20 protein-coding genes and 1 pseudogene are annotated in these 26,527 nt (G+C 67.2%); 8 read left to right on the top strand and 13 right to left on the bottom strand.

The window, feature by feature from the left end; genetic code table 11:
• Positions 1–380 precede the first annotated feature (380 nt).
• From NR101_RS15635 to NR101_RS15595, 9 genes and pseudogenes are all read right to left on the bottom strand, one after another.
• Positions 381–740 carry a hypothetical protein gene (locus tag NR101_RS15635; protein WP_256776593.1) on the bottom strand — a complete coding sequence of 120 codons (360 nt, stop codon included), beginning with the start codon at positions 738–740 and terminating at the stop codon, positions 381–383.
• 50 nt (positions 741–790) lie between these two features.
• Positions 791–1,204, bottom strand: a pseudogene (locus NR101_RS15630) (roadblock/LC7 domain-containing protein); the annotation flags it as partial.
• A complete protein-coding gene (locus tag NR101_RS15625; protein ID WP_256776591.1) occupies positions 1,197–1,745 on the bottom strand; it encodes an ATP/GTP-binding protein in 549 nt (182 codons plus the stop codon). The pseudogene NR101_RS15630 and the gene NR101_RS15625, both read right to left, overlap by 8 nt.
• Before the next feature lie 2 nt (positions 1,746–1,747).
• Positions 1,748–2,701: a hypothetical protein gene (locus NR101_RS15620; protein ID WP_256776590.1), complete on the bottom strand. Its 954-nt coding sequence runs from the start codon at positions 2,699–2,701 to the stop codon at positions 1,748–1,750.
• 429 nt (positions 2,702–3,130) lie between these two features.
• Entirely contained in the window at positions 3,131–5,356 is a 2,226-nt protein-coding gene (locus NR101_RS15615; protein WP_256776589.1) for an NADP-dependent isocitrate dehydrogenase, read from the bottom strand.
• A 304-nt stretch (positions 5,357–5,660) separates the two neighbouring features.
• Positions 5,661–6,164, bottom strand: coding sequence for a hypothetical protein (locus tag NR101_RS15610; protein WP_256776587.1), 504 nt, complete (start codon positions 6,162–6,164; stop codon positions 5,661–5,663).
• Positions 6,165–6,206: 42 nt separating this feature from the next.
• Positions 6,207–6,500 carry a LysM peptidoglycan-binding domain-containing protein gene (locus NR101_RS15605; protein ID WP_256776586.1) on the bottom strand — a complete coding sequence of 98 codons (294 nt, stop codon included), beginning with the start codon at positions 6,498–6,500 and terminating at the stop codon, positions 6,207–6,209.
• A 192-nt stretch (positions 6,501–6,692) separates the two neighbouring features.
• Positions 6,693–7,511: an NADPH-dependent 7-cyano-7-deazaguanine reductase QueF gene (gene queF / locus NR101_RS15600; RefSeq protein ID WP_256776585.1), complete on the bottom strand. Its 819-nt coding sequence runs from the start codon at positions 7,509–7,511 to the stop codon at positions 6,693–6,695.
• Between the two features lie 485 nt (positions 7,512–7,996).
• Entirely contained in the window at positions 7,997–9,328 is a 1,332-nt protein-coding gene (locus NR101_RS15595) for a M20 family metallopeptidase (RefSeq protein ID WP_256776584.1), read from the bottom strand.
• Between the two features lie 226 nt (positions 9,329–9,554).
• Between NR101_RS15595 and NR101_RS15590 the strand changes: the two genes are divergently transcribed.
• The 8 genes from NR101_RS15590 to NR101_RS15555 all read left to right on the top strand — a co-directional run bounded on the left by NR101_RS15590 (position 9,555) and on the right by NR101_RS15555 (position 23,620).
• The gene (locus NR101_RS15590; protein ID WP_256776583.1) at positions 9,555–10,805 is read left to right on the top strand and encodes an efflux RND transporter periplasmic adaptor subunit; all 1,251 of its coding nucleotides are present in this window, start codon (positions 9,555–9,557) and stop codon (positions 10,803–10,805) included.
• Between the two features lie 88 nt (positions 10,806–10,893).
• Entirely contained in the window at positions 10,894–14,124 is a 3,231-nt protein-coding gene (locus tag NR101_RS15585; protein WP_256776582.1) for an efflux RND transporter permease subunit, read from the top strand.
• Between the two features lie 34 nt (positions 14,125–14,158).
• The gene (locus NR101_RS15580; protein WP_256776581.1) at positions 14,159–17,281 is read left to right on the top strand and encodes an efflux RND transporter permease subunit; all 3,123 of its coding nucleotides are present in this window, start codon (positions 14,159–14,161) and stop codon (positions 17,279–17,281) included.
• A 284-nt stretch (positions 17,282–17,565) separates the two neighbouring features.
• The gene (yccS, locus tag NR101_RS15575; protein WP_256776580.1) at positions 17,566–19,743 is read left to right on the top strand and encodes a YccS family putative transporter; all 2,178 of its coding nucleotides are present in this window, start codon (positions 17,566–17,568) and stop codon (positions 19,741–19,743) included.
• Positions 19,744–19,877: 134 nt separating this feature from the next.
• Positions 19,878–20,672: an SDR family oxidoreductase gene (locus tag NR101_RS15570; RefSeq protein ID WP_256776579.1), complete on the top strand. Its 795-nt coding sequence runs from the start codon at positions 19,878–19,880 to the stop codon at positions 20,670–20,672.
• A gap of 87 nt (positions 20,673–20,759) precedes the next feature.
• Positions 20,760–22,649, top strand: coding sequence for an MFS transporter (locus NR101_RS15565; RefSeq protein ID WP_256776578.1), 1,890 nt, complete (start codon positions 20,760–20,762; stop codon positions 22,647–22,649).
• Positions 22,650–22,841: 192 nt separating this feature from the next.
• A complete protein-coding gene (locus NR101_RS15560) occupies positions 22,842–23,201 on the top strand; it encodes a CD225/dispanin family protein (protein ID WP_256776577.1) in 360 nt (119 codons plus the stop codon).
• Entirely contained in the window at positions 23,201–23,620 is a 420-nt protein-coding gene (locus tag NR101_RS15555) for a DUF2752 domain-containing protein (RefSeq protein WP_256776576.1), read from the top strand. The genes NR101_RS15560 and NR101_RS15555 overlap by 1 nt, the downstream gene beginning before the upstream one ends.
• A 24-nt stretch (positions 23,621–23,644) precedes the next feature.
• On the opposite strand, the gene ampE is transcribed toward NR101_RS15555, so the two are convergent.
• The 4 genes from ampE to NR101_RS15535 all read right to left on the bottom strand — a co-directional run bounded on the left by ampE (position 23,645) and on the right by NR101_RS15535 (position 26,526).
• Positions 23,645–24,538 (bottom strand): regulatory signaling modulator protein AmpE, encoded by an 894-nt coding sequence (gene ampE, locus NR101_RS15550; RefSeq protein WP_256776575.1) that lies wholly within the window; start codon positions 24,536–24,538, stop codon positions 23,645–23,647.
• Between the two features lie 114 nt (positions 24,539–24,652).
• A complete protein-coding gene (nudC, locus tag NR101_RS15545; RefSeq protein ID WP_256776574.1) occupies positions 24,653–25,564 on the bottom strand; it encodes an NAD(+) diphosphatase in 912 nt (303 codons plus the stop codon).
• Positions 25,565–25,630: 66 nt separating this feature from the next.
• Positions 25,631–26,020 (bottom strand): iron-sulfur cluster insertion protein ErpA, encoded by a 390-nt coding sequence (erpA, locus tag NR101_RS15540; protein WP_256776573.1) that lies wholly within the window; start codon positions 26,018–26,020, stop codon positions 25,631–25,633.
• A 47-nt stretch (positions 26,021–26,067) separates the two neighbouring features.
• Positions 26,068–26,526 carry a polymer-forming cytoskeletal protein gene (locus NR101_RS15535; protein WP_256776572.1) on the bottom strand — a complete coding sequence of 153 codons (459 nt, stop codon included), beginning with the start codon at positions 26,524–26,526 and terminating at the stop codon, positions 26,068–26,070.
• Position 26,527: the final 1 nt, after the last annotated feature.

The raw sequence follows: 26,527 nt of genomic DNA, 5'->3' as shown, positions 1-26,527 counted from the left end.
TATTTCGCCTCCAAGGGCATGGGCGCCCAGCGCCCGACCCACCGACCAGCGCCAAAGAAGCTTGGCTTCTACCTGCGCACCGCAAGCCGAGCCCCGTAGCGGCCGGTAGGCGCCTGGGCAAAATAAAGGAGGAGGCCGCCAGGCCGGGGGACATTTGCGCCAGGGGCCTACCGGCCGCTACGGGGCCCTCACGCTCGCGACAAGCCCAGTCGGAGCCACATCTCCAGCCACACGTCGCCTGGACTACCTGGGCAAATCCGTATCGCCCTGCTCGATCTACCAACGCCGTTCGAGCAGAACGCTCCCCTGCATTGGGAGAAGAACCACGAAAAAAAAGCGCCGCCGGTCGCCACCACACCGCGACCGGCGGCGGAGGGAACCTACAGCGCCAGATCGGCCTCCACGTCCTGCACCTTGCGCCGTGCCAGGGCCAGGTTGGACTTGTTGCGATCCAGCACCAGATACAGGAACAGACCCTTCTTGCGCGAGACCGGGCGCAGGATGTGGTACGCCTTGCCCAGCGAGATGAGGATGTCTTCGATCGTGTCGTTGAGATTGAGCGAGGCGGCCGTCTTCATCTTGGCCCGGATCACCTCCGTGTTGCCTGCCGCAGCCACCTCCATGTCCATCCCCGAGCCGGCCTCCCCCAGCAGCATGCCGCTCTCGTAATCCACCAGCGCCACTGCCTGGGCGCCGTCGATGGTCATCAGCGCGTTCAAGGTATCGTCGAGTCCTGCCATGTTGCACCCCGTTGGTTATCGAGCCCCGTTTTCCCCTGCGGATCGGCTCGTGATCCGCTGAGTTCGGCCATGATGTTGCGGCCACATTCCTTGGCACTCCACAGCACCTTGCCGATCACGCAGCGCGCGTCACACGCGGTCATCAGCAGCAGCGGTGACGGCGTCGCGGGCAGCGCCAGCATCAGCACCTTGCCGCCGTCGGCTTCGAGCATCAGTACTTCCAGCTGCCCCAGCGCCAGCTCCCGCCCGACCGCAGCGGCCAACGCCAGCATCGCGCTGGTCATCGCCGCCAGTCGTTCGCCGTTGCCGTGGGTGCCGGCTGCCGGCACCAGCGCGAACCCGTCCACGCTGGCCAGCACCACGCTGCGCACCCCGTTGATGTCATCGGCAAAGCCCTGCAGGTGCGCCCTCAGGCGCTCGCGTAACGCCGGCTCCAGGCGGCGCGCCTCGTGTCCGTCAGCCATGCGCGGCCACCAGCGCACCGGTTTCCATTTCGCTCATCAGCACGTCCATCAGGCACAACCCTTGTTCGCGATCACGCGCATCCACCGGCACCACCGGCAACCAACGGCCCTCGCGCCCGGCCTGCGCCGCGCAGGCGTCCAGGTCGAACTGCGGAGCCAGGTCCAGCCGCGACACACCGATCACCGCCGGCACCTGCGCCGCATGCTGCTGCAGCATCGCCAGGTACGCCGTCAACTCGTCCACCGCCGCGCTGCGGGTGGCATCCAGCAGCAGGACCACGCCGCTGGCCCCCTGCAGCAGGATCGGCCACAGGAAGTCGAACCGTTGCTGTCCTGGCGTGCCGTACAGCCGCAGGCGGTCGCCGTTGGGCAGGTCGATGTCGGCGTAGTCCATCGCCACCGTGGTCGACGCCTTGTCCGCACCCTGGCGGTCGCTGTTGTGCACGTCGGTGTCGATGACCGCACCAGCGGCGATCGCCCGCACCAACGTCGACTTGCCGCAGCCCATGGTGCCCAGCACCACGATCTTGTGTTCGCGCACGCTCAGCCTCCGCCACGCTGGCGCACGCTGCGCCACATCCGGGCGAGCAGGCCGCCGCCCTCACCGTTGCTGCGCAGCAGCCCGCCGCCGCCTGACGGCGCGTCCAGCGCGGCATACCCGCACAGATAGGCCGGGTGCACGAAGGCGCGCACCGCCTCGCGCGGAATCTCCAGCAGCGAGGCACATTCGTCCACGCTGCACGGCCGCTTGAGCAGCAGCGAGCACAACCGGAAACTGTCGTGCTGATGGCCGAGCACGCGGAAATCAGGCCAGCGCAGCAGGCGCACGCGTGCATGGTGTTGCAGGCGCGCATCCAGATCCTGCCAGTGCGCCGGGTGTTGCCCCCATTGCCAAAGCAGTGGCCGCAGCGACTGCCGTGGCAGCTCGCCAGCCAGCTGCTGGTAGCGCTTGCCGGCGATACCGTGCAGCGCAAGGCGCTCGAACACATCGGACAGCAGCTGCGCCAATTCCACGTTGCCGCTGCCGTCGGGCACCACCATCTGGTCCTGCTCGAAATCCAGCAGCAGCACCGGTAGGCCATCCAGCGCCAGCACCGCGTGACCATGACGCGACTGCAGGCTTTCGCGCAGCGCGCGGGTGATCGCCTTGGCCCCACGCGCGGCGATCGGTTCCTCGATCGGCGCCGGTGCGGCCGGCATCTGCCGCAGTGCGTGTTCGATCGCATGATCATCCAGCGTGCTGCGCGGGTCGCCCTGACCATCGCGCAGCCGACCCTGCTGGTCTTCGATCCAGAACTGGATGCGTGGGCGTTCGCGCACCATGCGCAGTGCGGCGTTGCGCAGTGCCGGGGTGTCCTTGATCACCAACAGATCGCAGTCGTCCAGATCGCGGCAACTGCGCACCGTGTCCGCGGGCAATGCGGCGGCCGCGCGCAGGCGCTGCAGCAAAGCGTGCTCTCCCTGGATATCCGATCCCACCACCAGCACCCTGGCCATCGCCTTCCCCTGCGCCGTGAAAGATCACACTTACTGCAGTAAAGATCGTCGATAGCCTATGCCAAGGTTATCGGGCCATAAGTGATGGATCGCACAGATTGAATTGAAGCTTCCGCACGTTGCGAGGGTCGGTAAACCCTTTGGAGACAAGGCAAGTTCTGTACCACAGATATTGACGCGCCCTTCATCGAAACCAGGCGGCCTACGATGCCGATCACAATCTGGCAGGGTTGAGCCGCGCCATGCGTGGCTGCTTTTTGCGACCTTGCCCGGCCATGCAGCAGCCCCCCATGGGGTGGCTCTACCCGTGGGTTTCCGGGCAACCAAGCCTGCGGTGGAGCCACCGATGCCTGGCATGCTGCGCCCAACAAAAAACCCGCGCCGAGGCGCGGGTTTTTCATGGCTCACCGCGTGTGCGGCAGGCCGACCTTACAGCGCGGCCAGCGCACCGTTGAAGGTCGTGCTCGGACGCATCGCGGCCGCGGCCTTGGCCACGTCTGGACGGTAGTAGCCGCCGATGTCCACCGGCTTGCCCTGCACCGCGGCCAGCTCTTCAACGATCTTCTGTTCGTTGTCGGCCAGTGCCTTGGCCAGCGGGGCGAAACGCGCCTTCAGTGCGGCATCGTCATCCTGCGCGGCCAGGGCCTGGGCCCAGTACAGCGCGATGTAGAAGTGGCTGCCGCGGTTGTCGATGCCACCAAGCTTGCGCGAGGGCGACTTGTCGTTGTCCAGGAACTGGCCGTTGGCCTGGTCCAGGGTCTTGGCCAGCACGGTCGCACCGGCGTTGTCGTAACGGTCGCCCAGGTGCTCCAGCGAGGCTGCCAGCGCAAGGAACTCGCCCAGCGAATCCCAGCGCAGGTAATCCTCTTCGACAAACTGCTGCACGTGCTTGGGCGCCGAACCGCCGGCACCGGTTTCGAACAGGCCGCCACCGGCCATCAGCGGCACGATCGACAGCATCTTGGCGCTGGTGCCCAGCTCCATGATCGGGAACAGGTCGGTCAGGTAATCGCGGAGCACGTTGCCGGTCACCGAGATGGTGTCCTCACCCTTGCGGATGCGGTCCAGCGAGAAGGCCGTCGCCTCCACCGGCGCCAGGATGCGGATATCCAGGCCGTTGGTGTCGTGGTCCTTGAGGTAGGCCTCGACCTTGGCGATCACCTGCGCGTCGTGGGCACGGCTGGCATCGAGCCAGAACACCGCCGGGGTGCTGCTCAGGCGGGCGCGGTTGACGGCCAGCTTGACCCAGTCCTGGATCGGGGCGTCCTTGGTCTGGCACATGCGCCAGATGTCACCGGTTTGCACGGCGTGTTCAAACACCACGTTGCCGGCGTCGTCGGTGACGCGCACGGTGCCGTCGGCCGGGATCTGGAAGGTCTTGTCGTGCGAGCCGTACTCCTCGGCCTTCTGCGCCATCAGGCCGACGTTGGGCACCGAGCCCATGGTGGCCGGGTCGAACGCGCCGTGGGTGCGGCAATCATCGATCACGGCCTGGTAAACACCAGCGTAGCAACGGTCCGGGATGACCGCCTTGGTGTCCTGCAGCTTGCCCTCGGCATTCCACATGCCGCCCGAGTCACGGATCATCGCCGGCATCGAGGCGTCGACGATCACGTCGCTCGGCACGTGCAGGTTGGTGATGCCCTTGTCGGAGTTGACCATGGCCAGGCCCGGGCGCTTGCCGTACTCGGCAGCCAGGTCGGCCTTGATCGCTTCCTGGGTGGCTTCGGGCAGCTGCGGCAGGCGCGCGAACAGATCACCGATGCCGTTGTTGGGATCGAAGCCGGCCTGCTTGAGCACGTCGGCATGCTTGGTCAGCACGTCCTTGTAGAACTCCTCGACGACCACGCCGAACATGATCGGGTCGGAGACCTTCATCATGGTGGCCTTGAGGTGCAGCGAGAACAGCACACCCTTGGCCTTCGCATCGGCGATCTGCGCCTGCACGAACGAGGCCAGCGCGTTGCGGCTCATCACCGCCGCATCGACGATCTCACCGGCCTTGACCGCGGTCTTTTCCTTGAGCACGACGGTCTTGCCGTCGGCCTGCTGCAGTTCGATCTTCAGGCTGCCGGCATTGGCCAGCGTGGCCGACTTCTCGCTGCCGTAGAAATCACCGCCGTCCATGTACGACACATGCGACTTGCACTCCTTGGACCACTTGCCCATGCGGTGCGGATGCTTGCGCGCGTAGTTCTTCACCGACAGCGGCGCACGACGGTCCGAGTTGCCTTCGCGCAGCACCGGGTTCACCGCGCTGCCCTTGACCTTGTCGTAGCGCGCCTTGATATCGCGCGAGACGTCATCGGAGGGCACGTCGGGGTAGTTCGGCAGGGCGAAGCCCTGGTCCTGCAGTTCCTTGATCGCCGCCTTCAGCTGCGGCACCGAGGCGCTGATGTTGGGCAGCTTGATGATGTTGGCATCCGGGGTCGTCGCCAGCTGGCCCAGCTCGGCCAGGTGGTCGGCTTCTTTCTGGTCGTCCTTCAGGAAATCCGGGAACAGCGCCAGGATGCGGCCGGACAGGGAGATGTCGCGGGTTTCCACCGCGATGCCGGCGGTGGCGGTGTAGGCCTCGACGATCGGCAGCAGCGACTGCGTGGCCAGGAACGGGGCTTCATCGGTAAGCGTGTAGAGAATCTTGGGCGTGTTCGACATGGGGGATCAGGGCTCTCTTGCAGATCTCGTGAATGATGGCCGTCGGCGATGCCGGGCCGCGTGCAACCGTGTCGCGTGCCGGGCACCGCAGAGCGAGGCCCGCGCTTTCCCCGGGGACCGCGCCAACCAACGGCGCGCACGGCGGGAAACCCACGCATTGTCGCGTTTTCAGCCCCCCGGAGCAAAGCCGTTCCATACGCAAACGTACTGGAACGCTGTGGTCCGGCGGCGGCCCATAAAAAAAGACGCAGCCTCGCGGCTGCGTCCATCGTGAGCCTGTTGCCGGGAGAGAGTCGGCGCGGGCTTACTTGACCTCGAACTCTTGCGGCGTTCCGGCCGCCTTACCATCTACCATAACTTCCGCGCGGTACTTGCCGGCGGGCCAGCCCTTCGCATTCTTGAAGGTGATGTTGGTGGTCTCGGCCGCCGTGGTGTTGAGCGTCTGCGAATTCTCACCGGCCACCTGGCCGTCCTGGAAAGTCAGCTTGGCGCCGACATTCGCATTGCTGGCGGTGCCGTCGGTACGGACGGACACGATGATGTCGTCCTTCGGCGAGAACATCGCCGTGGTGGCCACGCTCTTGTCGGCGGCGGCGGTCTTGCCCACGGTGACGCTGGACACGGTGACGGCGGCGGCGGTCATCGGCTGCGGTGCAGCCTGGGTCATCGGCTCGGGCGCGGCCGGCGTCATCGCTGCGGCGGGCTGTGCGTTGTTGTCGGCGGTGTCTTCTTTCTTCTTGCAGCCGACCAGCGCAACGGTGGCCAGCATGGCGGCGAATACGGCGGTACTGATGGACGTCTTCTTCATGGAATTCCTCCCTGGGAATCTGTGGAATGCTAGTGGGGCGACTCAGTCTATGGGCGGCAACTTGAGCGTCTGGCCCGGGAAGATCTTGTCCGGGTCCTCCAATACGTCGCGGTTGGCCTCGAAGATTTTCTTCCAGGCATTGGCGTCGCCCAATTCCTGTTTGGCGATCTTCGACAGCGAGTCGCCCTTCTGTACGGTGTAGGTGCCCCCGACCTTTTCGGCGGTGGTATCCACCGATGAGGTCACGCCGGAGAAATCAGCCTTTTCCACCTTCTGCGCGGTGCTGTCCACGCTGGAGGTGACACCGGAGAAATCGGCTTTTTTATCGGTACTCATCCACACACTCCCGTCTTCATTGACGACATGGGAGGCACGGTGTCACAGCCCGTGTTAATAGGGCATGGCGTGGATGTGAAGACATGCGGAACGGGGCGGGCGGCCACATTGGCCGGTGGTAGAGCCACCCCGTGGGTGGCTGCGCGCGGTGCCGTGTGCCGCGTGCCGGGGGCAGCGACCCATGGGGTCGCTCTACTGGCGCAGGTCGCGCACGGTGCGGGCCGGCAGCGCGATGCCCGGGCTGGCCCGCCACGGGTTGATGTCCAGGCCACCGCGACGGGTATAGCGCGCTTCGACTTCCAGCCACGCCGGCGCACAGCGCTGGCTGACCTCGCTGAAGATCCGCTCCACGCACTGCTCATGGAACTCGGCGTGCTCGCGGTAGCTCACCAGATACTTGAGCAACCCCTCCCGATCGATCTGCGGCCCGTGGTAACGGACGCTCACACTCGCCCAGTCCGGCTGCCCGGTGACCGGGCAGTTGGACTTGAGCAGCGCCGAACTGAGCGTCTCGGTGACGATCTGCGAGGCGTCGGCCGACAGCAACTCCGGCGCCGGCGGACCATAGCGTTCGATCGCCACGTCCAACGCATCCAGCGACTCGCCTTCGGCCTCCTCCACCAGCACCGGCACCCCGAAACGCACCGTCACCATTGCGCCCGCACACTTGGACAGATCGGCGGTGATACGCAGCCGCGCCGCCTCGTCATCATCGAAACGCATGCTGTTGAGCGAATTGAGATACAGCTTGAACGACTTGGATTCGATCAGGTTCGGCGACGTGCACGGCACGCTGATCGTGGCCACCGCGATCCGCGGCTTGCCGCGCCGGTCCAGCCAGCTCAGCTCATAGGCCTGCCAGCGGTCATGGCCGACGAACGGCAGCGCCGCCTCGTCCAGCCCGATCTCCTCGCGCGCGCCACGGCGCGGAATGGGAAACAGCAGCGAAGGATCGTACTGCGACGGGTAAGCAACCTCGCGACCGAGGCTGGAGTCCTGGGGGGTATTCATCCGTCCATTTTACGCGGCTGGGCGACCGGCGTCCGCCATTCAAACCGCCAGGCCGAGAGACAGCCCCACCGCCGCCGTTCCGCGCGCACCGATTCACGCCCCGGCCAGCGGCCGGGACCTACCGGCCCGCCGACCATCGATCCCGGCGGCCGCAACCGTTTCGCCCGTACCGATTCACGCCCCGGCCAGCGGCCGGGACCTACCGGTGCGACGATCATCGATCCCGGCGGCCGCAGCCGTTCCGCCCGTACCGATTCACGCCCCGGCTAGCGGCCGGGACCTACCGGCCCGCCGATCATCGATCCCGGCGGCCGCAGCCGTTTTGCCCGTACCGATTCCCGCCCCGGCCAGCGGCCGGGACCTACCGCCTTTAACCAACCGTCGCCGGCCCACCCGGCACGCAACAAACCAGCGCCGACAAATGCTCTGCCGTTGCCGTTGCCGTTGCACTGGCACTGGCACTGGCAGTTGATCCTGCCCTGGCCTCAGCCCGCCACAGGCGCAACCACCCCCACCCCATTGAGATAATCCAGACTCACCTGCAGCAACGCCCGCAACCCCACGTCCAGCGCCTTCTCATCCAGCAGGAACTTCGGCGAATGGTTGGCCGGCGCCGTAGCCGGATCGATGCCCACACTCGTGGACCCCACGAAGAAAAACATCCCCGGCACCTGCTGCGCGTACAGCGAAAAATCTTCCGCGCCCATCTGCAGCGGCGGCTCGTACACATTGTCCTTGCCCACCACCGCCTGCAGGCTCGGCAGCATCTTCGCCGTCAGCGCCGGATCGTTCACCGTCGCCGGATTGCCCTCGGACTCATAGATCTCCGTCACCGCCTTGGCCCCGTGCGCCGCCGCCGTGTGCTCGGCCACATTGCGCAGGTCCGCGAAAATCTGCTGCCGCATCCCCTCATCGAACGTGCGGATCGTCCCCACCATCTCCACCTCATCGGGAATGATGTTGTAGCGGATGCCGCCCTTGATCGCCCCAAAGGTCAGCACGGCCGGCTGCTTGGACAGGTTCGCCCGACGGCTCACGATCGTCTGCGCCGTGCCCACCAGATCGGCCGTCGCCACGATCGGATCCACCCCGTTCCACGGCGCCGAGCCATGCGTCTGCCGCCCGATCACCTTGATCCCGAACCGGTCCGAGGCTGCCATCAAGGGCCCACCGCGCACCGCGATCTGCCCCGCCGGCACGCTGGAGAACACATGCAGGCCGAACACCGCCTCCGGCTTGAAGTCCGCAAACAGCCCCTCCTTCAGCATCAACGACGCACCGCCCTCTTCCGGCGGCGGCGCCCCTTCCTCGGAGGGCTGGAAGATCAGCATCACTTCGCCTGGCAGGTTCTCGCGCATCTTCACCAGCGCATCGGCCACCCCCAGCAACGTGGCGGTATGCGCGTCGTGGCCGCAGGCATGCATCACCCCGACCGGCTCGCCGCGGTAGGTGCTGGTCACCTTGGAGGCGAACGGCAGCCCGGTCTGTTCGGTCACCGGCAGCGCGTCCATGTCCGCGCGCAGGGCGATGCGCGGACCCGGCTTTGCCCCCTTGATGACCACCACCACACCGTGATGGGCGATCCCGGTCTTCGGCTTGAGCCCCATCGCCCGCAACTGCTCGGCCACCTTCGCCGAGGTGCGCTCCTCGCGGTTGGACAGCTCCGGGTGCTGGTGGAAGTCGCGCCGCCAGTCGACCACCTTGGCCTGCAGGCGGGTCGCCGCGGCAGTCACTTCCGGGCGTTCGTCAGGGGTGGCCGCAGCCAGTGCGGGGCAGGCAAGCAGCAGGGCGGACAGCAGCAGCGACAGACGGGGCATCGAGGATCTCCACGGGTGTTCAGGGCGGACCAAGCTGAATGTAGGCCATCAGCGCACTTGCTGCTGTAACTTTCTGCCCCCGCAGGCGTTGATCCGTGGAACCTGGCCGGTCACATCCGGTCTGACCGCCCGTCCCATCCGTCATGCATGAAAGCCCGCGCACCACGGGTATGCTTTGCACCAGCCAATCGGGCCCTGCCCTCCGCCAGCCTCAGGAGTTAGTTGAATGTCGCGTTTCTGGAAGATCGTGCTGCTGGTGGTCGCCGTACTGGTGATTGGCTTCATCGGCCTGCACCTGCTCAACGGTGGCAAGCACAAGGGTGAAGCGGGCGGCAGCGCTGCCGGCGCCGGCAAGGACGGCGACCAGCGCGACACCGGACCGGTCCCGGTCACCGTGGTCGACGCCATCCGCCAGGACGTGCCGGTGTATGCCAGCGCACTGGGCACCGTAGCGGCGATGAACACCGTCACCGTCAGCCCGCAGGTCGGCGGCCAGCTGATCAGCATCAACTTCAAGGAAGGCCAGGAAGTAAAGCAGGGCGACCTGCTCGCGCAAATCGACCCGCGCAGCCTGCAGGCCAGCTACGACGAGGCCGCCGCGGCCAAGCGCCAGAACCAGGCGCAGCTGGCCACCGCGCGCTCCAACTACCAGCGCTCCAATTCACCGGAGTACCGCCAGTACGTCGCCAAGACCGACCTGGACACCCAGCGCAACCAGGTGGCCCAGTTCGAAAGCGCCGTGGCCGCCAACGAGGCCAGCATGCGCGCGGCCCAGGTGCAGCTGCAGTACACCCGCGTCACCGCGCCGATCACCGGCATCGCCGGCATCCGCGCGGTGGACGCCGGCAATGTCGTCAGTGCCGGCACCGCGCTGGTCACCCTGACCCAGATCCACCCGATCCACGTGGTATTCAACCTGCCCGAGCGCCAGCTGCCGGACGTGCGCACCGCCCAGCAGGCCGGCCCGGTGACCATCGCTGCGCTGGACCGCAACGACTCGCACGTGCTTACCGACGGCGGCAAGCTGGACGTGGTGGACAACCAGATCAGCAGCGATAGCGGCACCTTCCGCGTGCGCGCCCTGTTCGACAACACCGACAACAGCCTGTGGCCGGGCCAGTTCGTCAACGTGCGGATGCAGCTGCGCACCATTGGCGGCGGCGTGGTCATCCCCACCCAGGCCGTGATGCGCGGCCCGGACGGCGAGTACGTCTACATCGTCAAGCCCGACAGCACCGTGGCCATGCAGACCGTCAAGAGCGGCGTGGAAGTGGGCGACAGCAACGTGCAGATCACCGACGGCCTCAAGGGCGGCGAGCGCGTCGTCAGCGAGGGCCAGTTCCGGCTCAAGCCGGGCAGCAAGGTCAACGCGCTCAAGCCGGGCGAGACCCCGGCCGCGCCGACCGAGGCCGAACTCAAGGCCGCCGCGCAACAGCAGGGTGGTGGCGGTGGCCGCCGTGGTGGCGGTCCGCGCTGAGCGCGCCTGCCTGACGTTCCCGACGCCGGCCGCCTTGCCGGCGTCTGCCCGTTCCAACGCCGCATGACGTAACAGCAAGGATCCGCCCGTGGGCTTTTCGACGATCTTCATCCGCCGCCCGATCGCCACCTCGCTGTTGATGGCGGGCCTGCTGCTGCTCGGCATCCTCGGCTACCGCCAGCTGCCGGTATCGGCGCTGCCGGAGATCGACGCGCCCAGCCTGGTGGTGACCACCCAGTACCCCGGCGCCAACGCGGTCACCATGGCCTCGCTGGTGACCACCCCGCTGGAACGCCAGTTCGGGCAGATCTCCGGGTTGGAGATCATGACCTCCGATTCCTCGGCCGGTCTGTCCACGATCATCCTGCAGTTCTCGATGGACCGCGACATCGACATCGCCGCCCAGGACGTACAGGCCGCGATCCGCCAGGCCACCCTGCCCTCCTCGCTGCCCTACCAGCCGGTCTACAACCGGGTGAATCCGGCCGACGCGGCGATCGTCACCCTCAAGCTCACCTCCGACACGCGCCCGCTGCGCGATGTGAACAACTACGCCGACTCCATCCTCGCCCAGCGCCTGTCGCAGGTGCAGGGCGTGGGCCTGGTGTCCATCGCCGGCAACGTGCGCCCGGCCGTGCGCATCCAGGTCAACCCGGCGCAGCTGTCCAACATGGGCCTGACCCTGGAAGAACTGCGCAGCGCGCTGACCCAGGCCAACGTCAACGCGCCCAAGGGCTCGCTCAACGGCAAGACCCAGTCCTACTCCATCGGCACCAATGACCAGCTGACCAGCGCCGCCGAGTACCGCGACACCATCATCAGCTACAAGAACGGCCGCCCGGTGCGGCTGTCGGACGTTGCCAACGTCATCGACGGGGTGGAGAACGACCAGCTCGCCGCCTGGGCCGATGGCAAGCCGGCGGTGCTGCTGGAAGTGCGCCGCCAGCCGGGCGCCAACATCGTGCAGACCGTGGAACGCATCCGCGCGCTGCTCCCGCAGCTGCAGAACGTGCTGCCGGCCGACGTCCACCTGGAGATCTTCTCCGACCGTACCGAGACCATCCGCGCCTCGGTGCACGAAGTGCAGTTCACCCTGATCCTCACCATCTGCCTGGTGGTCGCGGTGATCTTCGTGTTCCTGCGCCGGCTGTGGGCCACCATCATTCCCTCGGTGGCGGTACCGTTGTCGCTGGCCGGCACCTTCGGGGTGATGGCCTTTGCCGGCATGTCGCTGGACAACCTGTCGCTGATGGCGCTGGTGGTGGCCACCGGCTTCGTGGTCGACGATGCGATCGTGATGATCGAAAACATCGTGCGCTACATCGAACAGGGCAAGAGCGGCCCGGAAGCGGCCGAGATCGGCGCCCAGCAGATCGGCTTCACCGTGCTCTCGCTGACCATTTCGCTGGTGGCGGTGTTCCTGCCGCTGCTGCTGATGCCCGGGGTCACCGGCCGGTTGTTCCACGAGTTCGCCTGGGTGCTGAGCATCGCGGTGGTGCTGTCGATGCTGATCTCGCTGACGCTCACCCCGATGATGTGCGCCTACCTGCTCAAGCCCGATGCCCTGCCCGAGGGCGAGGATGCGCATGAGCGTGCCGCCGCGGCCGGCAAGGAAAACCTGTGGACGCGCACCGTCGGCGCGTACGAGCGCAGCCTGGACTGGGTGCTGGAGCACCAGCCGCTGACCCTGGCCGTGGCTGCCGGTGCCCTGGTGCTGACCGTGGTGCTGTACATCGTGATCCCCAAAGGCCTGCTGCCCGAGCAGGACACCGGCCTGATCACCGGCGTGGTCCAGGCCGACCAGAACATCGCCTTCCCGCAGATGGAGCAGCGCACCAAGGCCGTGGCCGAGGCGCTGCGCAAGGACCCGGCCGTGACCGGCGTGTCGGCCTTCATCGGCGCCGGCAGCATGAACCCCACGCTCAACCAGGGCCAGCTGTCGATCGTGCTCAAGCAGCGCGGCGACCGCGACGGGCTGGATGAGATCCTGCCGCGCCTGCAGCACGCCGTGGCCGGCATCCCCGGCGTGGCGCTGTACCTCAAGCCGGTGCAGGACGTCACCCTGGACACCCGCGTGGCCGCCACCGAGTACCAGTACTCGCTGTCGGACGTGGACAGCGCGCAGGTTGCGCTGCAGGCCAACCGCCTGACCGAAGCGCTGCGCCAGCGCCCGGAGCTGGCCGACGTGGACAACAACCTGGCCAACCAGGGCCGCGCGCTGGAGCTGAACATCGACCGCGACAAGGCCAGCGTGCTGGGCGTGCCGATGCAGACCATCGACGACACCCTGTACGACGCCTTCGGCCAGCGCCAGATCTCCACCATCTTCACCGAACTCAACCAGTACCGCGTGGTGCTGGAAGTGGCGCCGGAGTTCCGCACCAGCACCGCGCTGATGCACCAGCTGGCGGTGGCCTCCAACGGTGCCGGCGCGCTGACCGGCAGCAACGCCACCAACTTCGGCCAGGTCACCTCGTCCAACTCGTCCACGGCCACCGGCATCGGCGCGCAGAACACCGGCATCCCGATCGGCGCCGGCAACATCATCCCGCTGGCCGCGCTGGCCGAAGGCAAGGTCACCAGCACCCCGCTGGTGGTCAGCCACCAGCAGCAGCTGCCGGCGGTGACGGTGTCGTTCAACATCGCCCCGGGCTATTCGCTTTCCGATGCGGTCAAGGCGATCGAAGAGACCAAGGACAGCCTGGACATGCCCTCGCAGGTGCATGCCGAGTTCATCGGCAAGGCCGCCGAGTTCACCGGCAGCCAGACCGACGTAGTGTGGCTGCTGTTGGCCTCGCTGGTGCTGATCTACATCGTGCTGGGCGTGCTGTATGAGAGCTACATCCATCCGTTGACCATCATCTCCACCCTGCCGCCGGCCGGTGTCGGTGCGCTGCTGGCGCTGATGGTGTGCGGGTTGCCACTGTCGGTGGACGGCATCGTCGGCATCGTGCTGCTGATCGGCATCGTCAAGAAGAACGGCATCATGATGGTCGACTTCGCCATCGAGGCGCGTCGCGCCGGTGCCAACGCGCACGATGCGATCCGTCGCGCCTGCCTGCTGCGCTTCCGCCCGATCATGATGACCACCGCCGCGGCCATGCTCGGCGCGCTGCCGCTGGCACTGGGCACCGGTATCGGCTCGGAACTGCGCCGCCCGCTGGGCATCGCCATCGTCGGCGGCCTGCTGCTGTCCCAGCTGGTCACGCTGTACACCACGCCGGTGATCTACCTGTATATGGAGCGCTTCTCCGAGCGCCTGCGACTGCGCCGCGAACAGCGCGCGCTGCGCCACGCCAGCGCCCAGGACCGCGCATGAGCACGCCGTACCTGCGCGCCATGAGGATGCCGGCATGAACATCTCCGGCCCCTTCATCCGCCGCCCGATCGGCACTGCGCTGCTGGCCATCGGCCTGTTTGTGGTCGGCCTGTTCTGCTACCTGAAACTGGGCGTGTCGGCGTTGCCGAACATCCAGATTCCGGTGATCTTCGTGCACGCCAGCCAGTCCGGCGCGGACGCCACCACCATGGCCTCCACGGTCACCGCACCGCTGGAACGCCATCTGGGCCAGCTGCCCGGCGTGGACCAGATGCGCTCGTCCAGTTCCGAAGGCAGCTCGCTGGTCTTCATGATTTTCCAGAGCGGGGTCGACATCGATTCGGCCGCGCTGGACGTGCAGACCGCGATCAATTCATCCCAGGCCGATCTGCCGTCCGGGCTCGGCTCGCCGATGTTCCAGAAGGCCAACCCGAACGACGACCCGGTCATCGCCATCGCACTGACCTCGCAGACGCAGTCGGCCGATGAGCTCTACAACGTCGCCGATTCGCTGCTGGCCCAGCGCATCCGCCAGATCAGCGGGGTGTCCTCGGTCGACATCGCCGGTGCCTCCACCCCGGCGGTACGGGTGGACGTCAACCTGCGCCTGCTCAACGCGCTCAACCTCACCCCCGACGACCTGCGCAACGCGGTGCGCGCGGCCAACGTGACCTCGCCGACCGGCTTCCTCACCGACGGCAACACCACCACCGCGATCATCGCCAACGACTCGGTGGCGCGAGCGGCCGACTTCGCCAACCTGGTCATCAAGACCCAGGACGATGGCCGGGTGATCCGCCTCAAGGACGTGGCCAACGTCTACGACGGCCAGCAGGATGCGTACCAGGCCGCGTGGTTCGACCACAAACCCGCCGTGGTGATGTATGTGTTCACCCGTGCCGGCGCCAACATCGTGGAGACCGTGGACCGGGTCAAGGCGCAGATTCCGATGCTGCGCGACTACCTGCAGCCGGGCACGGTGCTGACCCCGTTCTTCGACCGCACCCCGACCATCCGCTCGTCACTGCATGAAGTGCAGATCACCCTGCTGATCAGCCTGGCGATGGTGATCCTGACCATGGCACTGTTCCTGCGCCGGTTGGCACCGACGCTGATCGCCGCCGTCACCGTGCCGCTGTCGCTGGCCGGTGCGGCGCTGGTGATGTACGTGTTCGGCTTCACCTTGAACAATCTCAGCCTGCTGGCGCTGGTGATCGCGATCGGCTTCGTGGTCGACGATGCGATCGTGGTGATCGAAAACGTCATGCGCCACCTCGACGAGGGCATGCCACGCATGCAGGCCGCGCTGACCGGCGCGCGCGAGATCGGCTTCACCATTGTCTCGATCACCGCCTCGCTGGTGGCGGTGTTCATCCCGCTGCTGTTCGCCAGCGGCATGGTCGGGGCGTTCTTCCGCGAGTTCACCATCACCCTGGTGGCGGCGATCGTGGTCTCCATGATCGTCTCGCTGACCCTGACTCCGGCGCTGTGCAGCCGCTTCCTCAGTGCGCACACCGAGCCGGAGACGCCGTCGCGGATCGGTCGCTTCCTGGATGGCGTGCACGACCGCATGCTGCGCACCTACACGGTGTGCCTGGACTTCTCGCTGCGCCACGCACTGCTGCTCTCGCTCACCCCGATCCTGCTGATCGTGGCCACGGTGATGCTCGGCGGCGCGGTCAAGAAGGGCTCCTTCCCGGCCCAGGACACCGGCCTGATCTGGGGCCGCGCCAATTCCAGCGCGACCGTATCCTTCGAGGACATGGTCAACCGCCAGCGCCGCATCACCGACATGCTGATGGCCGATCCGGCGGTGAAGACCGTCGGCGTGCGCCTGGGCAGCGGCCGCCAGGGCTCCAGCGCGCAGTTCAACATCCAGCTCAAGACGCGCAAGGAAGGCCGCAAGGAAACCACCGCGCTGGCGCTGGCGCGGTTGAGCGCCAAGGCCGACCGCTACCCCGACCTGCAGCTGCGCCTGCGCGCGATCCAGGATCTGCCCAGCGATGGTGGCGGCGGCAACAGCCAGGGTGCGCAGTACCGCGTGTCGCTGCAGGGCAATGATCTTGCCCAGCTGCAGGAATGGCTGCCCAAGGTGCAGGCGGCGTTGAAGAAGAACCCGATGCTGCGCGACGTCGGCACCGACGTGGATACCGCCGGCCTGCGCCAGAACGTGGTGATCGACCGCGCCAAGGCCGCGCGCCTGGGCGTGTCGGTCGGTGCCATCGACGGCGCACTGTACGGCGCGTTCGGCCAGCGCCAGATCTCCACCATCTACTCGGACATCAACCAGTACAGCGTGGTGGTCAACGCCCTGCCCGAGCAGACCGCCACCCCGCGTGCACTGGATGAGATCCACGTGCGCGCCGGCAACGGCGAGATGATCCCGCTCACTGCCGTGGCCCACCAGGTGCCGGGGCTGGCCCCGCCGCAGATCACCCACGAAAACCAGTACACCACGATGGACCTGAGCTACAACCTGGCCCCGGGCGTAAGCACCGGCGAGGGCGAAGCCATCATCAAGGCCACCGTGGACGGCCTGCGCCTGCCCGGCGACATCCGCATCAGCGATGGCGGCGGCTTCAACGTGCAGCTCAACCCGAACTCGATGCTGATCCTGGTGCTGGCCGCGATCATCACCGTCTACCTGGTGCTGGGCATGCTGTACGAAAGCCTGGTGCACCCGGTGACGATCCTGTCCACGCTGCCGGCGGCGGGCGTGGGCGCGCTGCTGGCGCTGTTTGTGACCAATACCGAGCTGTCGGTGATCTCGATGATCGCGCTGGTACTGCTCATCGGCATCGTCAAGAAGAACGCGATCATGATGATCGACTTCGCCGTGGTGGCCCAGCGCGAGCACGGCAAGAGTCCGCGCGATGCGGTGCGCGAGGCCAGCATCGTGCGCTTCCGTCCGATCATGATGACCACCATGGTGGCGATCCTGGCGGCAGTGCCGCTGGCGATCGGCCTGGGCGAAGGCTCCGAACTGCGCCGCCCGCTCGGCATCGCGATGATCGGCGGCCTGTTGTTCTCGCAGAGCCTGACCCTGCTCAGCACGCCGGCGCTCTACGTCATCTTCTCCTGCCTGCGCGAACGCTGGGTCAACCGTCGCGCACGCCGCCGCGAGAAGAAGCTGCTCAAGCGCGCCAAGACCGCCTGACGGTAGTGCCGGCCGCTGGCCGGCTCTTCATGTGCCCGGACGGAGGTGCCTGGAGCCGGCCAGCGGCCGGCACTACCGGCGTCTCCGTTACGCACCGATGCGCTGTCCTGGATTGGAGGCCGCGTTTCGCGCGGTGCCGAGCATGGCTCGGCACTACCCGTATTCCGTTGCGCACCGGCCCAAACCGGTGGAAACGAATCGCGACGCTTTTGACGCTGAAACACCGACGCTGTCCCCTTCACCCACCACCGGCAATAATGGGCTGCCCCACACCCTGAGCCCGCATGACCGCCCGAGAATCCCGCCTCAGCCGCCTGTGGGCGCATGAAAAGGCCAGCTATGGCCTGCGGGTGTTCATCGCGCTGTCGGTGGCCATGGGCATCTGCTGGCACCTGGACCAGTTGCCCGCGCTGCCCGGCGTCTTCCTCGGCATCATCGCCAGCGCCATTGCCGAAACCGACGACAACTGGTGGGGCCGCACCAAATCGGTCGCCCTGTCCCTGCTCTGCTTCGTCATCGCCGCCGCTGCCGTGGTCGAATTGTTTGCCTGGCCCTGGCTGTTCATCGCCGCGCTGGCCCTGTCCACCTTCGGCCTCACCCTGCTCGGCGCGCTCGGCGAACGCTACGCCTCCATCGCCCAGGCGACGGTCACCCTGGCCATCTACACCATGATCGCCCTGGAACAGCATGGCGCCAGCGACCGCGCACAGGCCTTCAGTGCCGTCAGCCACCTGCTCGCCGGCGCGCTCTGGTACGGCCTGCTCTCCATCCTGTGGACCGCCCTGTTCGCCAACCGCCCCATCCGCGAACGCCTCAACCGCCTGTTCCTCGAACTGGGCCGCTACCTGCAGCTCAAGGCCGACCTGTTCGAACCGGTCCGCGATGCCGACCTGCAGAAGCGTCAGCTCGCCCTGGCCGAACAGAACCGCCGCGTCGTCGAGGCGCTGAACATCGCCAAGACCGCCATCCTCGCCCGCTTTGGCCGCTCCGGCCGGCCCGGCGTGCAGTCCGGCCTGTATCTGCGCATGTACTACATGGCCCAGGACTTCCACGAACGCGCCAGCTCCTCGCACTACCCCTACGGCGCGCTCACCGACGCCTTCTTCCACAGCGACGTGCTGTATCGCTGCCAGCGCCTGCTCTCGCTGCAGGGCGAGGCCTGCGCCAACCTTGGCATGGCCATCCGCCTGCGCCGCCCGTTCCAGTACGGCGAACGCACCAAACAGGCCACCGCCGACCTCACCGATTCGCTCACCTGGCTGCGCGCCCAGCACAACCCGCAGTGGCAACGCCTGCTGTCCTCGCTGGAACTGCTCGGCCAGAACCTGCAGAGCATCGAACGGCGGCTGTCCGAAGCGGCCAATTCCGAAGCCACCCTGGACAACGTGGACACCCGCCTGCGCGACACCAACCCGCACACCCTGCGTGAGATGTTCGTACGCATCCGCCAGCAGCTCACCCCCGGCTCGGTGCTGTTCCGCCACGGCCTGCGCATGGCGCTGGCGCTGGTGGTCGGCTTCGCCGCGATCCGCCTGTTCAACGCCCAGAACGGCGGCTGGGTGCTGCTCACCATCGTGTTCGTGTGCCGCCCGCATTTTGGTGCCACCCGCCAGCGCCTGGCCCAGCGCATCGCCGGCACCCTGATCGGGCTGGTGCTGACCTGGGCGTTGATGCAGTTGTTCCAGGACCTGCGCGTCGAACTGCTGATCGCCCTGCTCTCGGCGCTGCTGTTCTTCTTCACCCGCAGCGACCGCTACCTGGTGGCCTCGGCGGCCATCACGGTGATGGCGCTGACCTGCTTCAACCTGATCGGCGATGGCTACCTGCTGATCTGGCCGCGGCTGGTCGACACCCTGCTCGGCTGCGCGATCGCCGCCGCTGCCGCGTTCCTGATCCTGCCCGACTGGCAGGGCCGGCGCCTGAACCTGGTGATGGCGCGCGTGCTGGCCAACTGCGCGCGCTACCTGGATGCGGTGCTTGGCCAGTACGGCAGCGGCATGCAGGACGACTTGGCCTACCGCATCGCCCGCCGCGACATGCACAACGCCGATGCCGCCCTGTCCACCGCGCTGTCGAACATGCTGCGCGAACCCGGCCACGTGCGCCGCAACCTGGATGCGGGCTTCCGCTTCCTGGCGCTGTCCAACACCCTGCTCGGCCACCTGTCCGCCCTCGGTGCGCACCGCACGCAGCTGGACAGCTACGCGCAGGACCCGCAGGCGCTGGCCGGCGGCGAGCGCGTGGAGCAGGCCATGCAGCAGATCGCCGCCGCGCTGGAACAGCGGCAACCGGTGGAGGAAGCCGACAACGACGGCGACCGCGCCCTGGCCGAGCAGCTGGAACAGGTCACCGACGCCATGCCGCCCAAGCTGCAGCTGATCCGCACCCAGATGGGGCTGATGCTGCGCCTGCTGCCCAAGCTCCGCGGCGCCGCCAACGAGGCCGCGCGCACCCTGCGCTGAGTCCTCCCGCAGGACACGTTTGCAACACCCGCGTTGCCATGCGCGCGCCCGATGGGGCGGAAACACCCGCTGCACGTTGCCGCTACCGCCGCCCGCGCAGACTCCAGGTGCCTTCCCCGCTCAAGGACACGCACATGCAACTGGATCTCTCCGGCAAGACCGCCCTGGTCACCGCCTCCACCGCCGGCATCGGTCACGGCATCGCCCACGGGTTGGCGGCCGCTGGTGCACAGGTGGTGGTCAACGGCCGCAGCCAGGCCTCGGTCGACAAGGCCCTGGCCGCCCTGCGCCAGGCCCTGCCCGACGCCCGCCTGGTGGGCGCGGTCGCCGACCTGTCCGACGCGGCCGGCGTGGACGCCCTGCTGGCCGCGCTGCCGCCGATCGACATCCTGGTCAACAACGCCGGCATCTTCGGCCCACAGGACTTCTTCGAGACCGATGACGCCACCTGGGAAAAGTACTGGCAGACCAACGTGATGTCCGGGGTACGCCTGTCGCGCGCCCTGCTGCCGGCCATGGTCGAGCGCGGCTGGGGTCGGGTGCTGTTCCTGTCCTCCGAATCGGCCCGCAACATTCCCGCCGACATGATCCATTACGGCGTCACCAAGACCGCCCTGCTCGGGCTGTCGCGCGGGCTGGCCAAGCGCGTGGCCGGCAGCGGCGTCACCGTCAATGCGGTGCTGCCCGGCCCGACCCTGTCCGATGGCTTCGCCGCGATGATGGAAGACGAGCGCGCGCGTACCGGCAAATCGCTGGAAGAGGTCGGCCGCGACTTCGTCATGGCCCACCGTCCCACCTCGGTGATCCAGCGCGCGGCCAGCGTCGAGGAGGTGGCCAACATGGTGGTCTACCTGTCCTCGGCACAGGCCTCGGCCACCTCCGGCGCGGCGCTGCGGGTGGACGGCGGCGTGGTCGACGACATCCTCTGAGCCGGCAGGGCAGCGCGCGGGCGGCGCCGCTGCCATCCTGCGCGAACGGCGACAGTGCTAGGCTGCGCCGGTTCGCAAGGAGTTTCCATGTCCGGCCACAGCCAGTTCGCCCTGCTCAAACAGCGTCGTTTCCTGCCGTTCTTCATCGTCCAGTCGCTGGGTGCGTTCAACGACAACATCTACCGGCAGGCGATCATCGGCCTGCTGTTCTTCCTCGGCACGCCGATCGAAGAACGCTCGCTGTACACCAACCTGGCCCCGGCGATCTTCATCCTGCCCTACTTCCTGTTCTCGGCGCTGGCCGGGCAGATCGCAGAGAAGCTGGAGAAGTCGCGCCTGATCGTGATCACCACCACCATGGAGATCGTGATCATGTCGCTGGCCGCGGTCGGCTTCCTCACCGAAAGCATGCCGGTCCTGCTGGTGGCGCTGTTCTGCACCGGCATGCAGTCCACCTTGTTCGGGCCGGTGAAGTACTCGGTGCTGCCCTCGATCCTCAAGCCTGAGGAACTCACCGGCGGCAACGGCCTGGTCGAGATGGGCACCTCGCTGTCGATCCTGACCGGCATGATCGCCGGCGGCCTGATCTTCCAGCTGGCCGGCAGCCACGGTCCGATCGTGGCCGCCACGGCGGTGATCGCCCTGGCCGTGGCCGGCAACCTCACCGCGCGGATGATCCCCAAGGTCGACGCTGGCGCGCCGGACCTGAAGATCAACTGGAACCCCCTGCCCGAGTCGCTCGCCGTGCTGCGCATGGCCAAGAAGCAGAAGGCGGTCAGCAACGCGATCCTCGGCGTGTCCTGGTTCTGGTTCGTCGGCACCATGCTCACCTCGCAGCTGCCCACCTATGCCGAGGTCAACCTGGGCGGCGGCTCCACGCTGTACATCTTCGCCCTGGCCCTGTTCTCGGTCGGCACCGGCACCGGCTCGCTGCTGTGCGAAAAGCTGTCCGGGCGTACCGTCGAAATCGGGTTGGTGCCGCTGGGCGCCTTCGGCATGACCGCCTTCATGCTCGACCTGTACTTCGCCCGTGCCGGTGAGTCGGCGGCCGCCGGCATGTCGATCCTGCAGTTCGTGCAGCATGCCGGCAGCGTGCGCATCATCATCGACCTGATCGGCATCGGCCTGTTCACCGGTTTCTTCGTGGTGCCGCTGTTCGCGCTGATCCAGAGCCGCACGCCGAAGTCGGAAATGTCGCGCGTGTTCGCCGCGCTCAACATCCAGAACTCCGGCTTCATCGTATTGGCCGCCATGCTCGGCCTGATCACCCAGCGCCTGCTCGGCTGGACCATCCCGCAGCTGTTCCTGGCGCTGGCCATCGCCAATGCGGTGGTGGCGATCTACATCTTCACCATCGTCCCCGAATTCCTGATGCGTTTCCTCAGCTGGGTGATGGTGCGCGGCCTGTACCGATTGCGCCTGCACGGGATCGAGAACAACGTGCCCGACGAGGGCGCTGCGTTGATCGTGTGCAACCACGTCAGCTACATGGACGCACTGATCCTGTCGGCGACGATCCCGCGCCCGGTGCGCTTTGTCATGTACTACAAGATCTTCAACATTCCGGTGATGCGCTGGATCTTCCGCACGGCCAAGGCGATTCCCATTGCCGGCGCGCGCGAGGACCCGGCGCTGATGCAGGCCGCCTTCGATGAAGTGGACAAGGCGCTGGCCGAGGGCGAACTGGTCTGCATTTTCCCCGAGGGCGCGCTGACCCGCGACGGCGACATGGCGGCGTTCAAATCCGGCGTCGAAAAGATCCTCGAGCGGCGCCCGGTGCCGGTGGTGCCGATGGCGCTGCGCGGCATGTGGGCCAGCATGTGGAGCCGTCGCGACACCCGCCTGGGCCGCATGCGCGTCCCGCGCCGCTTCCGCGCCCACATCGAGGTGGCGGCGGCACCGGCCGTACCCGGTCGGACCGCCACCGCCGAGGCGCTGGAACAGCAGGTCCGCCAGCTGCGGGGAGGGAACGGCTGAAGCCGCAGCAGTGGGCCTGTAATCGCATGCATCAGCGCGACATCGGTTAGATTACCGCCAACATGGCCTGTCCACGCTGGCCGGCGTGGAGGTTGGGCCCTGATAGCCGGCTGACGATGCCGCCGGATGCACACCCTCTGTCCGATCCACCTGTTCGCCACATAACCCACCCAGAAAAATGGAGTTTGCCCAATGAATGCCACCGCCCCGCTGCCGCCCGCCTCCGGTACCGTCCCGAACTACCTGATCTGGTCGATCATCGTCACCGTGCTGGCGTTCTTCATGTGCTGCGTGTCGTGCCTGAGCTTCCCGGGCATCGCCACCGGCATCGTGGCCATCGTGTTCGCCAACAAGGTCAACACGCTGCTCAACCAGGGCGACCTGGTCGCTGCGCGCCAGGCGTCCAAGAACGCCAAGATCTGGGCCTGGGTCACCACCGGCATCCTGATTGCCGCCACGCTGTTCTCGGTCATCTGGCTGGCCTTCGTCGGCGTCGACGGCTACATGGAGCAGATCCAGCAGTTCCAGCAGCAGGTCGAAAGCGCCAGCTGATGGCGGCACTGCACGGCAAGCGCTGGTTGCTGGCCGCACTCCCCCCGGTGGCGATCGCCACCGGGGCGGGCATCTGGGCCTTGCGTCATTTCGATCCCAACGCCGCCAACAGCCCGTTTCCGCCGTGCAGCTTCTTTGCCGTCACCGGCTATTACTGCATCGGCTGCGGGCTGACGCGGGCGCTGCACGCGCTGGTCCACGGTGATGTGCTCACCGCGCTGTCGATGAATCCCCTGGCGATGGTGATGCTGGCCATCGCACCGCTGGTGCTGGGCTGGGCACTCGGCTGGCGTCCGCACTGGATGCAGCCGTTGATATCCCTGTTGATGAAGCCTGCCTTCTGGCTGACCCTGTTGCCGCTGTACTGGATCGCGCGCAACCTGCCGTGGGTTCCGTTTACCTGGCTCGCACCGGGCTGATCGCCCCAGCATCGTGACGACCGCTCAGGTCACCCAGCCGGCAATCACCAGCAGCGCCAGCGCGGCCATCCACAGCAACAGCATCCGCCACACCAGGCTCATCGCATCGCGCAGTTCCGGCAGGCGGCGCCACACCGGCACCATGCCCGCATCGCTGTAATCGTGCGCGTCTTCGCGCAGCTCCGCGCTCACGCTGGCACGCGCCACCGCACCCAGAAACGCCGTCGAGCCCGCCCACTGGTTGCCGTGCGCCTGTCGCCACGCCTTGTAGGCCGTATCGAAATTGCCCACCAACGCCATCGACAGCGACATCAGCTGCGCCACCGGCCATTCCAGCCAGCCCAGTACGATGCGCGCCCCGGCCATGCAATCCACTGTCGCCAACGAACGCATCGGCCCCACCGCCAGCAACGCCAGCAGCCGATACGCCAACGCACCCACCGGCCCCAGCAACAGAAACCAGAACAGCACCGCGAACCAGCGCCGCAGCGAATTGAGCACCGTCGCCTCGACCAAGGAAGGCACGTCCTCGTGCAGGCTGCCGCCGGCCGATTGCAGCTGCGCGATCGCCACGTGTCGGGTCGGGGCATCATCGGCATCGATCACCGCCTCGACATCACGGTCCAGATCGCGCGGGCCCCAGCAGATCACCAGCGTGGCCACGCCCAGCAGCAGCGAGGGCAGGCCGAACAGGCGGCCGTGCAGCGCCCACTGCACCAGCAGGAGCAGCAGCACCCACGGCAGCAGCGCCACGATCCAGCCTTGGCGGCCACGCCAGAAGCCCGAGGGTGCCGCGTGCACGTCCAGCCATTGCAGCCAGCGCCGGTACAGTCCGAAGCGGCGCAGCGCCACCGCCGCGGCAGGCGCGACATGGCCGAGGGCCAAGGCGACCAGCACGGCGACGAGGGTGGTGAACATGTAAGCCTCCGGCGCGGTTTCTGGCCGCTACTATGCCCTGCGGCCCGGCAATTCCCCGGGCCGTTGGTAATGTACGCCGTCGCGTGTTCAGCCAGCGGCAACGCCGGCCCGCGATCAGCCCACCTGCTGGCGGTACCAGTGTTCGATCAGGCTGCGCGAGATCGAAATCGGTGGCGACAGGCGGATGCCCTGGCCGTCGTCTTCGACATCCCGGGCCAGCGCCGCGCCCACTTCCTCGGCGGTGAACCAGCGGGCATCTTCCAGTTCACCGTTCACCGTCGGCACGTCGTCCTCGGCGGTGGCGGCAAAGCCCAGCATCAGTGCGCCGGGGAACGGCCACGGCTGGGTGCCCAGGTAGCGGCATTCGCGTACGCGCACCTTGCTCTCTTCGAAGACTTCACGCACCACGGTCTGTTCCAGCGACTCGCCCGGTTCGACGAACCCGGCCAGCACCGAGTAGCGGCGCGTCGCCCAGTTGGCCTGGCGCCCGAGCAGCAGCCGCCCGTTGTTTTCCACCGCCACGATCACCGCCGGGTCCACCCGTGGGTAATGCTCGGTGCCGCATTGGGCGCACCGGCCGACGAAGCCGCCGCGCGAGAAGGTGACCGCACCGCCGCAGACGCCGCAGAAGCGCGTGCGCGAGTGCCAGTAGGACATGCCGCGTGCGTAGCAGAACGCACTGGCATCGGCGGCCGACCACGTCGTGGCCGATTCGCGCAGGTCCACCCGCTGCGGAGCGGTGACATCCAGGGCGGATGCTTCCAGCGAGAACCAGGCGCGTTCGCCGCGCAGGCCCAGGAAGATCGCGGTCCCCGGCCCCCCGCCCACCTGCGAGCCGGTCAGCGGCAGGGGCTGGCCATCGTCCCCGGCCAGCGCGCGGCCGTCCTGGTCCATGACCAGCACATGCGCATCGGGCCACAGGCGTGCCAACGCGTCGGCGTCATCACGCAGCGTATCGGCACGTTCGAGGGGTTCGGTGGTGAAGGCGAAACCGGACAGCGGCGAAGAAAATCTGGACATACGCAAAGCCTGCCCAACTTCGACGACAGTGGCAAGCACCGGTCGACCCGTCGGGTCGCCGGTGCCGCCCGATCACATGCTGAAACTGCTGCCGCAGCCGCAGGTGGTCTTGGCGTTCGGATTGCGGATCACGAACTGCGCGCCGGTCAGGCTCTCGGTGTAATCGACCTCGGCGCCCATCAGGTACTGCAGGCTCAGCGGATCGACCAGCAGGGTCACTCCGTTGGTGTCCACGGCCAGGTCGTCCTCGGCACGGTTCTCATCGAACTCGAAGCCGTACTGGAAGCCCGAGCAGCCACCGCCCTGGATATAGACGCGCAGGGCAAGCGAGGTACTGGCCTCGTCCTGGATCAGTTCCTTCACTTTGGCCGCAGCGGCCTCGGTGAAGTTCAGGGGACGGTCCAGCGACTGGTAGTTCGGCGCGGGCGCGGGGGCGCCGGGCAGGGAAACAAGCGTGCTCATGTCCCCAGCATGGGGGCGCATGAGCACGCTTTCAAGCGATTGCCCGTTCAGGCCATCGCGTCGGCAAGCTTCTTGCGGGCGCTGCTGTCCTTGCCCTTGTCGGCGTTTTCATCGGCCGGCGGCGGCAGGGCCATCTGGGCGTTGCCGTGGATCAGGCGACCGGTCAGCTGGGCCCCGGCGTTCATTTCCACCACCTGATAGTGGATGTTGCCGGTCACCCGCGCGGTCGGGGTCAGCTCGACCTTCTCGCTGGCGTGCACATCCCCGTCCAGGCGGCCGCTGATGACCACCACCTGGGCACGGATCTCACCCTCGATGCTGCCCTGCTCGGCCAGCGTCAGGGTGGCATTGGCTGCGCCGTCGGCGGCGATCACCTTGCCCAGGATGGTGCCTTCCACGTACAGGCCCCCACTGAATTCCACATCACCGCGGATCACCACCTGCGCGCCGATCAGCGCGTCCACGACCAGATGTCCGTCGCGGTTGGATTTATTGCTGCCAAACATG

It is taken from the genome of Stenotrophomonas sp. Ste86, from assembly GCF_024519465.1.
Classification (GTDB): domain Bacteria; phylum Pseudomonadota; class Gammaproteobacteria; order Xanthomonadales; family Xanthomonadaceae; genus Stenotrophomonas.
Note: the sequence above shows the minus strand (reverse complement) of the source record. Positions and strands in the feature narration are given on the sequence as shown.